This window comes from Streptomyces griseiscabiei (assembly GCF_020010925.1).
GTDB lineage: Bacteria > Actinomycetota > Actinomycetes > Streptomycetales > Streptomycetaceae > Streptomyces > Streptomyces griseiscabiei.
Window position 1 is genome coordinate 3237308 of the sequence record NZ_JAGJBZ010000002.1, and the last position, 16314, is coordinate 3253621.

Annotated in this window: 17 protein-coding genes; 14 read left to right on the forward strand and 3 right to left on the reverse strand. The window is 72.5% G+C overall.

Going from position 1 to position 16314, the window contains the following annotated elements:
* Positions 1-198: 198 nt before the first annotated feature.
* The 8 genes from paaA to kynU all read left to right on the forward strand — a co-directional run bounded on the left by paaA (position 199) and on the right by kynU (position 6952).
* Positions 199-1242, forward strand: a complete 1044-nt coding sequence (gene paaA, locus J8M51_RS31280) for a 1,2-phenylacetyl-CoA epoxidase subunit PaaA (protein WP_086753374.1) — start codon at positions 199-201, stop codon at positions 1240-1242.
* Positions 1239-1547 carry a 1,2-phenylacetyl-CoA epoxidase subunit PaaB gene (gene paaB, locus J8M51_RS31285; RefSeq protein WP_086753372.1) on the forward strand — a complete coding sequence of 103 codons (309 nt, stop codon included), beginning with the start codon at positions 1239-1241 and terminating at the stop codon, positions 1545-1547. The genes paaA and paaB overlap by 4 nt, the downstream gene beginning before the upstream one ends.
* The gene (gene paaC / locus J8M51_RS31290; RefSeq protein WP_218781398.1) at positions 1537-2337 is read left to right on the forward strand and encodes a 1,2-phenylacetyl-CoA epoxidase subunit PaaC; all 801 of its coding nucleotides are present in this window, start codon (positions 1537-1539) and stop codon (positions 2335-2337) included. The genes paaB and paaC overlap by 11 nt, the downstream gene beginning before the upstream one ends.
* Positions 2331-2831: a 1,2-phenylacetyl-CoA epoxidase subunit PaaD gene (gene paaD / locus J8M51_RS31295; RefSeq protein ID WP_086753370.1), complete on the forward strand. Its 501-nt coding sequence runs from the start codon at positions 2331-2333 to the stop codon at positions 2829-2831. The genes paaC and paaD overlap by 7 nt, the downstream gene beginning before the upstream one ends.
* Positions 2832-2839: 8 nt before the next feature.
* Complete coding sequence (locus tag J8M51_RS31300; RefSeq protein ID WP_086753415.1) at positions 2840-3955, forward strand: 2Fe-2S iron-sulfur cluster-binding protein; 1116 nt, start codon at positions 2840-2842, stop codon at positions 3953-3955.
* A 77-nt stretch (positions 3956-4032) separates the two neighbouring features.
* Positions 4033-4878, forward strand: a complete 846-nt coding sequence (locus tag J8M51_RS31305) for a tryptophan 2,3-dioxygenase (protein WP_086753368.1) — start codon at positions 4033-4035, stop codon at positions 4876-4878.
* Positions 4871-5677, forward strand: a complete 807-nt coding sequence (locus tag J8M51_RS31310; protein WP_086753366.1) for an alpha/beta hydrolase family protein — start codon at positions 4871-4873, stop codon at positions 5675-5677. The genes J8M51_RS31305 and J8M51_RS31310 overlap by 8 nt, the downstream gene beginning before the upstream one ends.
* Before the next feature lie 3 nt (positions 5678-5680).
* On the forward strand, positions 5681-6952 hold the full coding sequence (gene kynU, locus J8M51_RS31315) for a kynureninase (protein WP_086753364.1): 1272 nt from the start codon (positions 5681-5683) through the stop codon (positions 6950-6952).
* 55 nt (positions 6953-7007) lie between these two features.
* Here the strand turns inward: kynU and J8M51_RS31320 are convergent, their stop codons facing one another.
* Positions 7008-7595, reverse strand: a complete 588-nt coding sequence (locus tag J8M51_RS31320) for an RNA polymerase sigma factor (protein ID WP_256964082.1) — start codon at positions 7593-7595, stop codon at positions 7008-7010.
* A gap of 243 nt (positions 7596-7838) precedes the next feature.
* On the opposite strand from J8M51_RS31320, the gene ccrA reads away from it, so the two are divergent.
* The 4 genes from ccrA to J8M51_RS31340 all read left to right on the forward strand — a co-directional run bounded on the left by ccrA (position 7839) and on the right by J8M51_RS31340 (position 12057).
* On the forward strand, positions 7839-9197 hold the full coding sequence (gene ccrA / locus J8M51_RS31325; protein ID WP_086753362.1) for a crotonyl-CoA carboxylase/reductase: 1359 nt from the start codon (positions 7839-7841) through the stop codon (positions 9195-9197).
* 62 nt (positions 9198-9259) lie between these two features.
* Positions 9260-10258: a 3-oxoacyl-ACP synthase III family protein gene (locus J8M51_RS31330; RefSeq protein ID WP_086753360.1), complete on the forward strand. Its 999-nt coding sequence runs from the start codon at positions 9260-9262 to the stop codon at positions 10256-10258.
* A complete protein-coding gene (locus J8M51_RS31335; protein ID WP_086753358.1) occupies positions 10255-11145 on the forward strand; it encodes a 3-hydroxybutyryl-CoA dehydrogenase in 891 nt (296 codons plus the stop codon). Before J8M51_RS31330 ends, J8M51_RS31335 begins: the two co-directional genes overlap by 4 nt.
* An 84-nt stretch (positions 11146-11229) precedes the next feature.
* Positions 11230-12057 (forward strand): thioesterase II family protein, encoded by an 828-nt coding sequence (locus J8M51_RS31340; protein WP_086753355.1) that lies wholly within the window; start codon positions 11230-11232, stop codon positions 12055-12057.
* Between the two features lie 25 nt (positions 12058-12082).
* Here J8M51_RS31340 and J8M51_RS31345 read toward each other — a convergent pair whose 3' ends face one another.
* The gene (locus tag J8M51_RS31345; protein ID WP_086753410.1) at positions 12083-12919 is read right to left on the reverse strand and encodes an AfsR/SARP family transcriptional regulator; all 837 of its coding nucleotides are present in this window, start codon (positions 12917-12919) and stop codon (positions 12083-12085) included.
* A gap of 750 nt (positions 12920-13669) precedes the next feature.
* On the opposite strand from J8M51_RS31345, the gene J8M51_RS31350 reads away from it, so the two are divergent.
* Both J8M51_RS31350 and J8M51_RS31355 read left to right on the forward strand, forming a co-directional pair.
* On the forward strand, positions 13670-14959 hold the full coding sequence (locus J8M51_RS31350; protein ID WP_086753353.1) for a sensor histidine kinase: 1290 nt from the start codon (positions 13670-13672) through the stop codon (positions 14957-14959).
* Positions 14875-15486 (forward strand): response regulator transcription factor, encoded by a 612-nt coding sequence (locus J8M51_RS31355; RefSeq protein ID WP_086753351.1) that lies wholly within the window; start codon positions 14875-14877, stop codon positions 15484-15486. Before J8M51_RS31350 ends, J8M51_RS31355 begins: the two co-directional genes overlap by 85 nt.
* A 44-nt stretch (positions 15487-15530) precedes the next feature.
* Here the strand turns inward: J8M51_RS31355 and J8M51_RS31360 are convergent, their stop codons facing one another.
* The gene (locus J8M51_RS31360) at positions 15531-16310 is read right to left on the reverse strand and encodes an SDR family oxidoreductase (protein WP_086753349.1); all 780 of its coding nucleotides are present in this window, start codon (positions 16308-16310) and stop codon (positions 15531-15533) included.
* Positions 16311-16314 lie beyond the last annotated feature (4 nt).

Sequence of the window (16314 nt, forward strand, 5' to 3'; positions counted from 1 at the left end):
CCAAGCGGTGTCTCGGATCGGAAGGAGGAGCGGCGGGCCGCCCGCAATCCCCGCCACCGCTGTGGTGTTGCTCACGCCCTCGCCGCACACGGTGAGGGATTGCGCCCGCCGCCCGGCCACTCCTCCCTCTGTGAAGCCCCGCACCGGGGGCACTTCACACGGTCCGGACAGCGGGGCAAAGGGGAGCGGAGGTTCCAGATGGCCACCGAGGCAGATGCCACGGCCGTCGCGGCGGACGACGACACACACCTCGACGCCCGCGACGACACACACCTCGACGCCTACTTCGAGGAGCTCGTCGCGGCCGGCGAGCGGATAGAACCCCGCGACTGGCTGCCCGACGGGTACCGGCGGATGGTGATCCGGCAGATCGCCCAGCACGCCCACTCGGAGATCATCGGGATGCAGCCGGAGGGCTCCTGGCTGACCCGGGCCCCCTCCCTGCGCCGCAAGGCCGCCCTCCTCGCCAAGGTGCAGGACGAGGCCGGACACGGCCTGTACCTGTACGCGGCGGCGGGCACCCTCGGCGTCACCCGGGCCGAACTCCTCGACGCGCTGCACAGCGGTCACCAGCGCTCCTCGGACACCTTCAACCACCCCGCGCTCACCTGGGCCGACACCGGGGCGATCGCCTGGCTGACGGACGGCGCGGCGGTCATCAACCAGGCCCCGCTGTGCCGCACCTCCTACGGCCCGTACGCGCGGGCCATGCAGCGGGTGTGCCAGGAGGAGACCTTCCACGTCCGCCAGGGGTACGACCTGCTGTGGTCCCTGTGCCGGGGCACGCCGGCGCAGCGGGAGATGGCGCAGGACGCCGTCGACCGCTGGTGGCTGCCCGCGGTCGCCCTGATGTTCGGCCCGCCGGACACGGTCGAGGGCAGCGGCGGCGACGCGCGGGCCGCCGCCGTGGGCGCCGCGGTCAGCCGCCGCTCGATGGCCTGGGGCATCAAGGCCCACACCAACGACGAGCTGCGGCAGCGGTTCGTGGACACCGTCGTCCCGCAGGCCGAGCGGCTCGGGGTGACCCTGCCCGACCCGGCGATCCGCTGGAACGCCGAGCGCGGACACCACGACTTCACCCCGGTCGACTGGCAGGTGTACCGCACGGCCCTGGCCGCCGGCGCGCAGTGCGGCCGGCAGCGGCTGGCGCACCGGATCGCCGCCCACGAGAACGGGGCCTGGGTACGCGCGGCGGCCGACGCCTACGCGGCACGCCGCACGACGGAAGGACGCCAGCAGTGAGCCGCGCGCACGAGACCGCCGGGGCGCAGCAGCCCTGGGAGGTGTTCATCAGACCGCGTCGGGGCCTCGCCCACCAGCACGTCGGTTCCGTGCACGGCGCGGACGCCGACATGGCCATCGCCAACGCCAGGGACCTCTACACCCGGCGCGGGGACCCGGTGTCGATCTGGGTGGTGCGCTCCGACGGCGTACGGGCCTCGTCGCCGGGCGAGAAGGACCCCTTCTTCAGCAACCGGGCCGACAAGCCCTACCGGTATCCGCAGCAGTACGTGCCACTCAACGAGGCGGACGACCATGACGAGTGAACCCACCGCCGATGCCGGCATGGTGGCCGCCGGGACACGGGACCGCGACGTCGCCGCATACGCCCTGCGCCTCGGCGACGACGCGCTGATCCTCTGCCAGCGCCTGTGCGCCTGGGTGACCCACGCGCCCACCATCGAGGAGGACCTGGCCCTCTCCAACATCGCCCTGGACCTGCTCGGCCACGCCCGGACCCTGCTGAGCCTCAGCGGCCGCAGGGACGGCACGGACCTCGACGACGAGGATCTCGCGTACCGCAGGACCGAGCGGGAGTTCCGCAACGCGCTGCTGCCGGAGCTGCCGGGCGGCGACTTCGCCGCCACGATCGCCCGGCAACTGGCGTACACGCACTACTCGACCCTGCTGTACGCGGAACTCGCGGCAGCGGCCGACCCGGACCTGGCGTCCTTCGCCGCCCGCGCGGTCAAGGACGCCGAGTACCACCGCCTGCACGCCTCGCAGTGGACCGTACGGCTGGGCCTGGGCACCGAGGAGAGCCGCCGGCGGATGCGGGCGGGGCTGGAACTCATGTGGCCCTACGCGGCCGAGCTGTTCGAGGCCGACGACCTGACGGCCCGGCTCGACACCGACGGCACGGCGGTCGCCCCGGCCCGCCTGAGGACCGCCTGGGAACGGTCGACCGCCGGGGTGCTGACGGAGGCGGGGCTCACCGTCCCGGCGCCGTCCTGGCGGGCCACGGGCGGGCGTTCGGGCCTGCACACCGAGACCTTCGCCCCGCTGCTGGCCGAACTCCAGTCGGTCTTCCGGCAGTACCCCGGAGGTGAATGGTGAGCGCGGCCGTGCGGATGGACCTCGACCAGGTCGGGGCCCGGGTGGGAGCCGTACCGGACCCGGAACTGCCGATGGTCACCCTGGCCGACCTCGGCGTGCTCCGGTCGGTGCGGGAGGACGCGGACGGGGTCGTGGAGGTCGTCGTCACGCCGACCTACCTCGGCTGCCCCGCGCTCCCGGTGATCGAGAGCGACCTGAGGACCGTACTGGCCGACTGCGGTCACCCCGACGGGCGGGTGACCTGGGCGCTGTCGCCCCCGTGGACCAGCGACCTGATCAGTGAGGCGGGCCGCAGCAAGCTCGCCGGACACGGCATCGCGCCCCCGGGCCCCGCCGCGGCACCGCTGCCGGTCCGGCTCGGCCTCGGCCGGCCCTGCCCGCACTGCGGCTCCGTGGCGACCCGGCCCCTCGGCCCGTTCGGGGCGACGGGCTGCCAGACGGTCCTGACCTGCACCGCCTGCCACGAGTCCTTCCCCCACATGAAGGCGGTGTGACGGCGCCCATGACGACGACCGAGCAGGGCACGACGACCCAGCAGAGCCCGGCGGCCCCCGGCACGCCCGGATGGCACCGGCTGCGGGTGGCCCGCGTGCGGCCGCTCACCGACGACGCGGTGGCCCTCACCCTGGACGTCCCCGACCGGCACGCCGACACCTTCGCGCACCGGCCCGGTCAGCACGTCACCGTCCGGCAGGTGCTCGACGGGACCGAGATCCGCCGCAGCTACTCGATCTGCCCGCCGCCCACCCGGCCGCGCGAACTGCGCCTGGTGGTCAAGCGCCTCGGACCGGGCGGCTTCGCCGAGTACGCCACGACCGCGCTGACCGCCGGTGACACGCTGCACCTCGCACCCCCGGCCGGCGGCTTCGGACTCATCACGCACCCCGGCGCCCACCATGTGATGGTGGCCGCCGGCAGCGGCGTCACCCCGCTGCTGAACATGGCCGCGACGGCACTCCGGGACGACCCGCACTGCCGGGTGTCCCTCGTCTACGCCAACCGCACGCACCGGTCGGTGCTGCTCGCCGACGAACTCGCCGACCTCAAGGACGCCCACGTCGACCGGTTCCAGACCCTGTACCTGCTGACCAGGGAGACCCGCGGGGCCCCACTGCTCTCCGGCCGCGTCGACACCGCGAGGCTGCCGGGACTGCTCCGCGCGGTCGGCGCCGAGCCCGACGGCGAGACGTACTTCTACCTCTGCGGGCCCTGGGGGCTGGTCACCTCGGCGCGCGAGGCCCTGACCCGGTGGGGCGCCGACCCGGCACGGACCCACGCCGAACTCTTCTCCCTCGCCGCGCACGACCCGGCACCCCCGGCGGCCGGACTCCGGGACCGCACCGCGCGGATCACCGCCTCGCTCGGCGGCGGCACGGCCACGGCCGTCATGGAGGAGGGGGACGCCACGATCCTGGACGCCCTGCTGCGGGTCAGACCGGACACCCCGTACTCCTGCCGCGAGGGACTGTGCGGAAGCTGCCGCGCCCGGGTGACCCGCGGAACCGTCACGACCGGCCGCCAGTACGCGCTGGGGCCCGCGGACCTCGCCGCGGGATACACCCTCGCCTGCCGTGCCCGGCCGGAGTCCGACGACACGGGGCTCGACTTCGACCTCTGAGCGGACCAGAAGGACACGGCACGACCGCCGTCCGCTCCACCAGCACGCCGAACAGCGCACCCTGTTGAGGAGACGCGATGACCGACACCACATCACTGCCCTGCGACCCGGGGACCGACGATCCGCTGCTGAGCTTCACCGGGAGGACCCCCTACGACGACTACGTCCACGCGTCGGTGCTGTCCTCCCTGCAGCAGCCCCTGACCAACGACCCCAACGAGATGCCGTTCCTGGTCACGACCCAGGTGATGGAGCTGTGGTTCACCCTGGTCGTCCACGAGTGGCGGGCCGCCCAGGACCACCTGGCCAAGGACGACCTCGAACGGGCCATGGACGCCCTGCGCCGCAGCATCAGCGCCCACCACGCCCTCAACGACTCCCTCGGCCCGATCGCCAGGATGACCCCGGCCCAGTTCAACGGGTTCCGGGAGGCGTTCGGCGCGGCCTCCGGCTTCCAGTCGGCGAAGTACCGGCAGCTGGAGTTCCTCCTCGGCGACAAGTCCCGCTCCCTGATGAACCCGCAGCGCGCCGACCCCGGCGCCTACGCCGAACTGGAGGACATGCTGAACCGGCCCTCCCTCTACGACGCGGCCCTCGGCTATCTGCACCGCCGTGGCCTGCCCGTTCCCGAGTCCGTCCTGCGGCGGGACGTCACCGTCGCGTACGAGGCCGATCCGGGCGTCGCCGAGGCCTGGCTGCGGATCTACTCCGGCCCGCAGAACGACCCGCTGATGGAGCTCGGCGAAGCACTGACCGACATCGCCGAACTGGTCCTGCGCTGGCGCGGCGACCATCTGCTGGCCACCCGGCGGGCGATGGGCTCCAAGGCCGGCAGCGGCGGATCCTCGGGCGTCGAATGGCTGGAGAAGCGCGCCGCCCGTCCCGTGTTCCCCGAGCTGTGGACGGCCCGCGGCCATGTCTAGGACCATCTCCGAGGCCGCGGCGGAGGAGGAGCAGCGGGTGCTGAGCCTCAAGCCGGTGCTCGCGCCGTTCCACCACTCCTACGGCGACCACCCCAGCCAGGTCTACGACCTGTGGCCCGCCGACGACCCCGACGCCCCGCTGGTCATCCTGCTGCACGGCGGCTACTGGCGGTACAACCGGATGCATCTGACGCCCTTCGCCGCGTATCTCGCGGCGAACGGATTCACCACCGTGCTCCTGGAGTTCCGGCGCTCCGGCGGCGACGGCGGCTACCCGGGCACCTTCGACGACATCGCCCTCGCGCTGGCCACCGTCCCGGCCGGCCGCCCCTATGTCCTCGCCGGCCACTGCTCCGGCGGCCATCTCGCCCTGTGGGCGGCCGCGCGCGGGCTGCTGCCCGCCGACTCGCCGTGGCACACCGACGACCTGCCGACCTCCGTGCTCGCGCTGGCCCCCGTCACCGATCTCGCCGCGACGATCCGGGACAACCTCAGCAACGGCGCGGCCCTGGAACTGCTGGGCGGCGCCGACCACGCCGAGGCCAGGATCCCGGTCACCGATCCGCTCACCCTGCTCCGGGAGAAGGGCGCGACCGGCGTGCCGACGGTCGTCCTGCACGGCGCCGCCGACGAGGAGGTGCCGCTGGAGCAGTTCGCCGACTACCTGGCGGCGCACCCCGAGGCCGAACCGGTCGTCCTGCCCGAGACCGGGCACTACACCCTCATCGAACCCGGCGCGCCGGCCGCCCGCGCGGTCACCGATGTCATCGCCCGGCTGTCACGACACGGGAGGGGATGACCGGTGACCGTCTCCGCCGACACCGCGCCCGCCCTCGACGAACTCCGGTCACGGGCGTCCGCCCTCGACACCGCCGACCCGCTGGCCGCCCACCGCGCACGCTTCACCCTGCCCGCCGGAACCGTCTACCTGGACGGCAACTCCCTCGGCGCCCTGCCGGCCGCGGTGCCCGAGGCGCTCGCGGACGCCGTCCACCGGCAGTGGGGCGAGGACCTGATCGGGTCCTGGAACGAGCACCGGTGGTGGCAGGCACCGCAACGGGTGGGGGACACGATCGGCCGGCTCATCGGGGCCGCGCCCGGGCAGACCCTCGCGGGCGACTCCACGAGCGTGCAGCTCTTCAACGCGCTTGCGGGGGCGGCCCGTTCGCGTCCCGGACGGCGTCTGCTGCTCACCGACCCCGGGCACTTCCCCACCGACCAGTACATCGCCGACTCCGTGGCCCGGCTGCTCGGCCTGGAGGTCCACCGGATCGCCGTCGACGGCCTGCCCCGGTTCCTCGCCGAACGGGGAGCCGAGGTGGCGGTGGCCGGCTACTCCCCGGTCGACTACCGCACCGGCGAACTCCACGACATCCCCGCGGTCACCCGCGCCGTCCAGTGGGGCGGGGCACTGATGCTGTGGGACCTGTGCCACGCGGCCGGAGCGCTGCCCCTCCGGCTGGACGAGTGGGGCGTCGACCTGGCCGTGGGCTGCGGTTACAAGTTCCTGTCCGGCGGGCCGGGCGCCCCGGCCTTCGTCTACCTCGCCCGCCGCCACCAGGCCGCCTTCGACCAGCCGCTCACCGGCTGGAACGGACACGCGGACCCCTTCGCGCTGAGCGGCGACTACACCCCCGCCCAGGGCGTGGAGCGGGCCCGGATCGGCACACCGCCGATGCTCTCCCTGCTCGCCCTGGAGGCGGCCCTCACCGCCTTCGACGGGGTCGCCATGGAGCAGATCCGGGCCAAGAGCCTGTCGCTGACCGGGTTCTTCACGGAGTGCGCCGACACCCTGCTGGACGGCCTGGGCTTCACCGTCGTCACCCCGCGCGCACCGCACCGGCGGGGCAGCCAGGTGGCCCTGCGGCACCCGGACGCGTATCCGCTGGTGCGCGCGCTCGCCGCCCGCGGTGTCATCGGCGACATGCGGGCCCCGGACCTGCTGCGGTTCGGCGTCAACGCCCTCTACGTCTCCCACGACGACATGCTGGCGGCCGTACGGCACCTGCGGGAGGCCGTGCTCCACGAGGAGCACCTGGACCCGCGCCTCCGGCGGCGGGCGGCGGTCACCTGACGGCGGTCACCTGACGGCGGTCGCCCGACGGCGGTCGCCCGACGGGCCCGGCCCGTCAGGCGGACTGCTGGTGCCAGGCGTCGTGGAAGTTGCGCCGGGCGCGGTACAGCCGGGAGCGGATCGTCCCGAGCGGCAGGGCGAGCGCGGTGGCCATCTCCCGCTCGTCCAGGCCGTAGACCACGCGGAGGGTGAGGACCTCGCGATGGTGGTCCGGCAGCCGGTCCAGGACGTCACTGATGTGCACGGCGGCCATGGGATTGGTGTCCTGCACCAGGTCGGGCAGATCCTCGGCCGCGAAGTCCCCGAGCCGCCGGTGGGTGCGCACGGCCTCCCGGACCGTGACGGCGCGGACCCAGGCGTAGAAGGCGTTGGGCTCCCGCAGTCCGCGGACGCCGCGGTAGATCGCGAGCATGGCCTCCTGCGCGGCGTCCAGGCCGTGGTGCCGGGTGACGCGCTGCGACAGCCGTACGACCAGCGGGGCGACGTGCTGCAACAGGTCGTTCATCGCCTGCCGGTCACCGGCCTGGGCGCGCGGCAACAGGACGCTCACCTCGGGGACCTGACGGTCGTGGAGGGCGATGACGTCGGCGCCGCGGGGCTCGGCGCCGGTCTCGGACGGACGGGACACAAGGGTGCTGGACACGGGGCTCCCACGAGTACGGCGGGCGGTCGGGGGCCGGCTTGCTCGGCTGCGGCGAGCCTGTCCAGCCGGCCTGGAATCTGCCTGGAGCCCGGGCGGAACGGCCCCGGGGCGGGCGGTCCAGCGGAGTTCGAGGGGCGTTCCAGACCGCCGGTGGAGGGTGGGTGCGAAGCGTTCGCGCCCGGCCGGATCACGCGGGTCGAGGCCGTGGGAAAGAAGCTGTTCCTAGTGGCATCGGAGGAATCCATGTTGTCCCTGACCGAGGCGGTAGTGGCCGGGGCGGACCCGGACGAACTGCGACGGCGGAGCGTTCCCGACACCTACCTCGCCGCCCACCTGCGCAAGGAGGACGTCGGCATCTTCACGGGTGTCGAGGACAAGGACGTCCGGAAGTCGCTCCACGTGGGCATGGTTCCGATGCCGGAACTCGCCCCGGACGAGGTGCTGGTGGCGGTGATGGCCAGTTCCGTCAACTACAACAGCGTCTGGTCGGCCATGTTCGAGCCGCTGCCGACCTTCACCTTCCTGGAGCGCTACGGCAGGGAGGGCGGCCACGCCGCCCGGCACGACCTGCCCCATCACGTCATCGGGTCCGACGCCTCCGGCGTCGTCGTCCGCGTGGGCGCCGGCACCCGCAGATGGCAGGTGGGCGACCACGTCGTCGTCAGCCCCTTGCAGGTCGACGACCAGGAGCCGATGACCCACGCCGACGGAGTGCTCGGCGGCGGACAGCGGGCCTGGGGCTTCGAGACCAACTTCGGCGGACTGGCGCACTACACGGTCGTCCGGGCGAGCCAGCTGCTGCCCAAGCCGGCCCATCTGACATGGGAGGAGGCCGCCGTCAACCTGCTGACCGCAGGGACCGCCTACCGCATGCTGATCAGCGAGCGGGGGGCCCGGATCAAGCTCGGTGACGTCGTCCTGATCTGGGGAGCGGCCGGCGGCCTCGGCGCCTACGCCGTCCAACTGGTCAAGAACGCGGGTGGCATCCCGGTCGGCGTCGTCGGCTCGGAGGAGAAGGCCGAACTGGTGCGGGCCCTCGGCTGCGACGTGGTCGTCAACCGCGCCGAGATCGGCATGGGCGACGGCACCGCCGCCGAGGACCAGATCGCCCTCGGCAAACGGCTGGGCCGGATCATCCGCAGGGAGACCGGCGAGGACCCGCACGTGGCCTTCGACTTCGTCGGCAGGGCGACCTTCGGGATCTCGGTGTTCGTGGTCCGTCGCGGGGGCACGGTCGTCACCTGCGGATCGAGCACCGGCTACCAGCACCAGTACGACAACCGCTATCTGTGGATGAACCTGAAGCGCATCGTCGGCAGCCACGCCGCGAACCTCCAGGAAATGGCGGAGTGCAACCGGCTGTTCGGCCTCGGGAAACTGGTTCCGGTGCTGTCCGACGTCTTTCCCCTCGAAGAGGCCGGTGAGGCGGTGCGCCTGGTGCAGCGGAACCGGCACGTCGGCAAGGTCGGGGTGCTCTGCCTGGCCCCGCACGGGGGACTGGGTGTCACCGATCCCGAACTGCGGGCGCGCATCGGGGAGAAGCGGCTCAACCCGCTGCGGAAACCCGCCCTGAGCACCGCCCGGAATTCAGGCCCCGAGTGACGCCCCGACCGACCCGGAACCGGAGTGGATCCGGAATCCCGCCCGAAGGAGCGACCGCCGCCATGACGCCCCCGTCCATAGGAATCCTGAGCACCGGATCGTATGTACCGAAGCAGGAGGTGAGCAACGAGGAGATCGCCGAACGCGTCGGTGTGGAGACCGAATGGATCGAACGCAAGACCGGGATCAGGAGCCGCCGTTACGCGGCCCCCGACGAGGCGACGTCCGATCTGGCCGCCCGAGCCGCCGCCGAGGCGCTGGAACGCGCCGGTGTGGCCGCCGAGGACGTGGACCATCTGATCGTCTCCACCTCGACCGGTGACTCGCCGCAGCCCCCCACCGCCTTCCTGGTCCAGGACCTGCTCGGCGCCACACGTGCCGCCTGCTTCGACATCAACGTCGTGTGCAGCGGCTTCGTCCACGCCCTCGCGCTCGCCCGCGCCCTGGTCGCCCAGGAACCGGACAGCCTCGTCCTCGTCGTCGCCGCCGACCTGTACTCGCGCTGCCTGGACTTCTCCGACCGCCGTACGGCCGTACTGCTCGGCGACGGCGCCGGGGCCGCGCTCGTCGGCCGGACCGGGGACGGCTCCGGGTTCGTCGACTTCGAACTCGTCGGCCGCGGCGACGCCCGACGGCTCATCCGGGTCGACGCGGGCGGCAGCCGCCTCCCGGCGTCCCCCGAGACCCTCGCCCGCGGTGACCACTTCTTCCGCATGGACGGCCGGGGCGTACGGGACTTCGTCATGGAGAACTTCCCGCCCTTCGCCCTGCGCCTCGCCGAGCGCACGGGCATCCCGCTCGGCGAGGTACGGCACTTCGTCCCGCACCAGCCCAACGGCGTCCTGCTCTCCCAACTCGTCGAGGTGAGCGGCCTGTCCCACGCGCACACCCACCGCACCCTGGAGCGCTACGGGAACACCGGCAGCGCCTCGGTCGCGCTCACCCTGGACGACGCCGCCCGGGCGGGACATCTGCGCCCGGGCGACCTGGTCCTGCTCGGCAGCTTCGGCGGGGGCATGTCGATGGCCGCCTCCTATCTGCGCTGGGGGGCCGCCGCATGACGCCGCCGGAGACCCACGGGGACGAGCCCGGCCGGGTGGGGCGGGTCGGAGTCGTCGGCTGCGGACTGATGGGCTCGGGCATCGCCGAACTCTCGGCGCTGGCCGGATACGACGTACGGGTGGCGGTCTCCTCACCGGACTCGCTCACGGCCGGCCGCGGCCGGGTCCTCGCCTCCCTCGACCGCGCGGTGCGCGCGGAACGGATCGGGGCGGCCGACCGGGACGCCGCGCTGGACCGGACCTCCTTCACCACCGACGTGTTCGATCTGGCGGACCGCCAGCTGGTGATCGAGAGCATCGCCGAGGACAAGGCCGCCAAGATCGAGCTGTTCACCCTGCTCGACAAGGCGCTGGAGGACCCCGGGGCGATCCTGGCCTCCAACACCTCCTCCCTGTCCGTCACCGCGATGGCCGGCGCCACCGGCAGGCCCGGCCAGGTCCTGGGCCTGCACTTCTTCAGCCCGACACAGCTCATCCCGCTCGTCGAGGTGATCCCCGCCCTGCACACGTCCGAGTCGGCGCTGACCCGGGCCGAGGAGTTCGTGACCGCGGGCCTCGGCAAACAGGCCATCCGGTCGGCGGACCGCACCGGTTTCGTGGTGAACTCGCTGCTGGTGCCGTACCTGTTGAGCGCCATGCGGATGGTCGAGTCGGGCTTCGCCACCGCCGAGACCGTGGACCGCGGTATGACGCTGGGCTGCTCCCACCCCGTGGGACCGCTCAAGCTCGCCGACCTGATCGGCCTGGACGTCCTGCACGCGGTGGCCGAGGCCCTCTACGCCGAGTACAAGGAGACGCTCTACGCCCCGCCGCCGCTGCTGACGCGCATGGTCGAGGGCGGGCTGCTGGGCAGGAAGACGGGGCGGGGGTTCTACCGCCACGGATGACCCGGGCCCACCGACGAGCGACACCGACCACCGACCACCGGCGGGGCACGTGCCCCCTGCGTGCCGCCGGAAGGGAGACGATCCATGACGCGGGTCTCCTCCGCCGAGACCTGGCTCACCCTTTACTGCCTGCCGCACGCCGGTGGCGGCGCGCGGGCGTACGGCCGCCTCCAGGCCGTGGTGCCCCGCGGGGTACGGGCGGTCCCGCTGGAACTGCCCGGCCACGGCAGACGCCTGCGGGAGCGCCCGCTGCGGGACATCGACGAGGTCGTGACCGAGGTGATCCGTCTGATGGGGGACGACCGGGAGAGCCAAGGGGAGCGGGAGGACCGGGACGGCCGAGCGGACTCCCGCGCCGGCCGGCGCTTCGCCCTGTTCGGCCACAGTTTCGGCGCGCTCGTCGGCTACGAGACCGCGTGGCGGCTGCGGGGGTCGGGCACCTCGCCCGAACTGCTCCTCGTCTCCGCGCGCAACAGCCCGGCGTGGCCGCTGTCCCACGAACCGCTCCACCGGCTGCCGGACGCGTCGTTCACGTCCGGGCTGGGCCGGATGGGCGGCATCCCGCAGGCCCTGCTCGCGGAGCCGGCGGTGATGCATGTGTACCTGCCGTCGATCCGTGCCGACCTGCGGATGGTCGAGACCTACGCGCACACGCACACCGAGCCCCTGGAGGTGCCGGTCGCCGCCTTCGCGGGACTCCAGGACCGGCTGACCGACCCGGAGGGCATGCGGGCCTGGGCCGAGCGGACCTCAGGGGGCTTCGACCTGACGTCGCTGAGCGGGGGTCACTTCTTCCTGGGCGAACCGGAGTTCCACAGAGCGCTGTCGGCCCGGCTCGACCGGCTCGACCGGCTCGGCCCACCGGAACGCCGGCCGGACGGACAACCCGTGGAACCCGGCCGGCGCAGGTGACCGCCGTGGGCGGGGCCGTGCGACCTCAGGCGGCGGTCCGACGGCCGCTCGGCCGGGCCGCGGCGCGGCTGTGGGACGCGGCGACACCGCGGTCGTCGGGGATCTCCTCGCCGGAGAGCACCACCTGGTGCAGCCGCTTCAGCCGTTCGGAGGGCTCCAGGCCCAGCTCCTTGACGAGGGCCGAGCGCAGTCGCTGGTAGACCTCAAGGGCCCGCCATGAGCCGCCGGACCGGTACAGCGCCGTCATGAGCTGCGCGCAGAAGGTCTCGTGCATGGGGTGCCGGGCGGCCAACACGGAGAGTTCCGGGATCAGTTCGCCATGACGGCCCAGCCTGAGGTCCGCGGCGATCCGCTGCTCCAGGACGGTCGTCCGCCGCTCCTCCAGGCGGACCACGTCCAGTTCCAGGACGCTGCCCACCTTCACGTCCACCAGCGCGGGCCCGAGCCACAGCCCGAGGGCCTGGCCCAGGAGGTCGGAGGCCGTGCGGTCGTCGCCCGCCTCCAGGGCCCTGCCTCCCAGCGCGGCCAGCTGCTCGAATTCCTGTGCGTCCAGCCGCCCGGGCCGGGCCCGCAGGAGATAGCCGCCGTGCCGTGTCATCAGCACGTCCTTCGCGTCCACGGCGTCGCACTCCAGGGCGGCGGAGAGCTTGCGGCGCAACTGCAGGATGTAGGTCTGCAGGGTCGTGGCGGCGCTGCGGGGCGGTGCCTCGCCCCAGATCTCCTCCATCAGGGTCGGCACGGTGACGACGCGATCGGCCTGCAACGCCAGGAGCGCCAGAACTTGGCGGGGTTTGGTGGCGCTGGGGACGAACGACGACTGTCGGTGGGTTGCGGTGAACGGCCCGAGAACCGTGATGCCCATCATGTGCGTCCTCTGCTGTCTTACGGGAACGTGCCCCGAACACTGACAGGGCTTCCGCCGCGGGGCCCAGTGCTGCTGTCACGAGTCACCACATGAAGATGTCATGGCATGGCTCAAGCGGTACCGGAGGTGTGTCATGTCCACCGACCGGTCGGGTTCCGGTCATCTGCCGGACATCCTGTCCACAAAAGCGCGATCCGTTCGCAACGGTGACGTGGCTTATAACTTTCAAGATCTTGCACGAAGGCTTCAAAGCCCGCCATCATGGATGCATGAGCCTCCCCCCGATCAGTGCCCCTATTTCTGTCATGTCGGAATTATCTCCGCGCGGTATGTACCAAAATCACGGTCCTTTGTTCGGCATTTGTCCGGGGGTGTCGCGGTCGGCTCGCCGGGGCGCATATGCCATCGGTGACACGCGCCACTTTCCGGCCGTTCGGGCGGTTGCCGCCGGAACCGGTTGGGCAGGGACTTCGTGGAGCGAGCGGAATGCCGAGACGTGTCCTCGGCATTCTTCTGCGCGTATTTGTGGTGCCCTGACTATTTCATTTCCTCGCGGGAAACCAAACGGCGTCGAGCGCGGCGGGAAGTCCCGCATTGCGCGGCACGTTCGAGGTGGGACCGCTGCCGCACCGCGAAACGGGCGGCGCTCGTGAGGAGATTGTCGTGGGTGCTGCCCGGAGTGTGGGAAGGTGCGTCGGCGCCTTATGCAGAGCGTTTCGCGGATTTCTCGGGCGGCGGTGGCCGCGCGTGCTGGGCCGGCTGCCGGACCATGATCTCCGTACCTACCGGCTGACGCGGATCATCACCGTCGTCCCGCTGGCGTGGATCGCGTCGCGGAGCCTGCTCGACGCGCTGGCCGAGCGGCCCGGGCCCGCCCCCGTCATCGCCCTCTTCCTGCTCTTCGCCTTCGTCTTCGCCGCCCAGTGGGCCGTCGTGACGATCGGGGCGCGGTGCCGGGCGAAGGGGCGACTGCCGGCGATCCTCGGCGCGCAGGCCGCCCTCACCTATCTGCCCGTCCTCTGGTACGGCACCTCCTGGGCCCAGATGGCCGGGCCGCTCGCCGCTTCGGTCCTGCTGGTCAACATGCGCGGGGTCTGGCTCGTGTGGTTCCTGGTCGTCGCCGGCGCCCTGGGCATCGTCTGGACGCAGGCGCCGTTCCACACGGCTGTCGGGTACGCCGTGTGCACGGTGCTGACGGGGTGGACGGTCTGGGGGTTCAGCAGACTCTCCGCTCTCGTCGTCGAGGCACGCGCCGAGCGGAGCGAGCTGGTCAGCGCGGCGGTGGCACGGGAGCGGCAGCGCTTCTCGCGTGACCTTCACGACCTGTTGGGGTGCAGTCTGTCCGCCGCCGTCCTGAAGGCGGAACAGGCCCACCGGCTGGTTCCCGCGGAGGCGGGGGACGCCCGCCGGGAGATCGCGGCGATGCTGGACCTCTCCCGCCGGGCCCTCACCGAGCTGCGGGTGGTCGCCAACGGCTATCGGTGCCCGATCTCGTTCGCCGCCGAGGCGGAGTCGGTGCGGTCGGTCCTCGCCACGGCCGGCGTGGACGTCACCGTGGTGCACGATCACGACCCGCTGGACCCGGCGCTCGACGCCGTCCTGGCCGTCGTGCTGCGGGAGGGAACCACCAATATCCTCAGGCACAGCAGGGCCGGGAACTGTCTCGTCACCCTCACCGTGTCCGCCGGCGTCGCACGGCTCGACATGGTGAACGACGGCGTGCTGCCGCCCACCGGTCTCGGCGACGGCCAGGGGCTGGCCAATCTCGCCGCCCGCCTGGCGGACCTCGGCGGCCGCAGCGAGGCGGGCCTCACCGAGGACGGCCGCTTCCGGCTCGTCGCGGAGGCACCGCTGCCGCCGTCGCACGGTCGGGCGGCCGCTGCCGAAGCAACGGGGGTCAGGGAAAGTGCACCGGTGTGGAGCCGGAGCGCACGGAACGAAAGTAAACGATCATGCACACCAGAATTCTGCTCGCCGAGGACCTCGACCTGGTCCGCGGAGCACTGGCCGCCCTCCTGGAGCTGGAAGCGGATCTGACGGTCGTGGCCTCGGTGAGCCGGGGGGACGACATCGTCCCGACCGCTCTGGAGACCCGTCCCGACGTCGCGGTCCTCGACATCGACCTCCCCGGCACGGACGGGCTCACCGCGGCGACGGAACTCCACCGGAGGCTCCCGAGCTGCCGGACCCTGATCCTCACCTCGTTCGGGCGCCCCGGCATGCTGCGGCGGGCGCTGGCCGCCCAGGTGCCGGGGTACCTCCTCAAGGACGCCCCGCCGAGCCAGCTCGCCAAGTCGGTGCGCGCCGTCGCCGCCGGCCAGCGCGCCATCGACCCCGAACTGCTGCTCGACGCCTGGAACTGCCAGGAGAACCCCCTCTCGGCCCGGGAGACGGAGGTCCTGCGGCACGTCGCCCGGGGCGCCGACGTCGGTGACATCGCGAACAGCCTGTGCCTGTCCAAGGGAACCGTGCAGAACTACCTGACCTCCGTCGTCACCAAGCTCGGCGCCCGCAACCGCATCGACGCCGTCCGTATCGCCTACGACCAGGGCTGGTTGCCCTGAGCCGGGACCCCGGAGCGGCCCGGCGGGCGGCGGCGGCCGGATACTCAGATTCCCAGGAGCAGCCCACCGCTCGCGTCCACGCACTGGCCCGTCACCCAGCGGGCGTCGTCGCTCGACAGGAACGCGACCACGTCCGCGATGTCCTCGGGGCTGCCCAGCCGGTTGAAGACGGAGAGGGCCTCGTAACGCGCCCTTGTCTCGGGCTGCTTGAGGGTCGGGTTGATCCCCGTCTCCGTGATACCGGGGCAGACCGCGTTCACGGTGATGCCCCGCGGGCCGAGTTCCTTGGCCAGCGTGCGGGTCAGTACGTCCGTCGCGCCCTTCGACATCGAGTAGGCGATGACCCACGAGAAGGCGACCCGGGTGACCACCGAGGAGATGTTGACGATCCGTCCGCCGTCCCGCATCCGCCCGAGAGCCTGCTGGACGACGAAGAAGGGGGCCTTGGTGTTGATCGCGAAGACCCGGTCGTACTCCGCCTCGGTCACCTTCGAGATCTCCACCGGGAGCGTGATGCCCGCGTTGTTGACCAGGATGTCCAGCCCGTCCTCGCGGTCCTGCCCGGCCAGCCCCGCGTCGAAGGCCTCCCAGAGCGTCGCGGCGTCCCCCGGCACACCGAGTTCCGCGTGGACGGCGAAGGCCCGCCCGCCCGCCGCGGCGATCTGCCCGACCGTCTCCTCGGCGGCCACCGCGTCGTGGCCGTAGTGCACCGCGACCAGCGCGCCCTCCGCCGCCAGCCGCGTCGCCACGGCCTTGCCGATGCCCCGGCTGCCGCCCGTCACCAGCGCCGTCCTGCCCGAAAGCCTGCCCACTGTGGTCCCCATTCTC

Coding starts and splice junctions, on each gene's coding strand:
- paaA (WP_086753374.1), top strand. CDS start 199: ATGGCCACCGAGGCAGATGCCACGGCCGTCGCGGCGGACGACGACACA.
- paaD (WP_086753370.1), top strand. CDS start 2,331: ATGGTGAGCGCGGCCGTGCGGATGGACCTCGACCAGGTCGGGGCCCGG.
- ccrA (WP_086753362.1), top strand. CDS start 7,839: ATGTTGTCCCTGACCGAGGCGGTAGTGGCCGGGGCGGACCCGGACGAA.
- J8M51_RS31335 (WP_086753358.1), top strand. CDS start 10,255: ATGACGCCGCCGGAGACCCACGGGGACGAGCCCGGCCGGGTGGGGCGG.
- J8M51_RS31305 (WP_086753368.1), top strand. CDS start 4,033: ATGACCGACACCACATCACTGCCCTGCGACCCGGGGACCGACGATCCG.
- J8M51_RS31345 (WP_086753410.1), bottom strand. CDS start 12,919: ATGGGCATCACGGTTCTCGGGCCGTTCACCGCAACCCACCGACAGTCG.
- J8M51_RS31355 (WP_086753351.1), top strand. CDS start 14,875: ATGCACACCAGAATTCTGCTCGCCGAGGACCTCGACCTGGTCCGCGGA.
- J8M51_RS31330 (WP_086753360.1), top strand. CDS start 9,260: ATGACGCCCCCGTCCATAGGAATCCTGAGCACCGGATCGTATGTACCG.
- J8M51_RS31310 (WP_086753366.1), top strand. CDS start 4,871: ATGTCTAGGACCATCTCCGAGGCCGCGGCGGAGGAGGAGCAGCGGGTG.
- J8M51_RS31340 (WP_086753355.1), top strand. CDS start 11,230: ATGACGCGGGTCTCCTCCGCCGAGACCTGGCTCACCCTTTACTGCCTG.
- paaC (WP_218781398.1), top strand. CDS start 1,537: ATGACGAGTGAACCCACCGCCGATGCCGGCATGGTGGCCGCCGGGACA.
- J8M51_RS31360 (WP_086753349.1), bottom strand. CDS start 16,310: ATGGGGACCACAGTGGGCAGGCTTTCGGGCAGGACGGCGCTGGTGACG.
- J8M51_RS31300 (WP_086753415.1), top strand. CDS start 2,840: ATGACGACGACCGAGCAGGGCACGACGACCCAGCAGAGCCCGGCGGCC.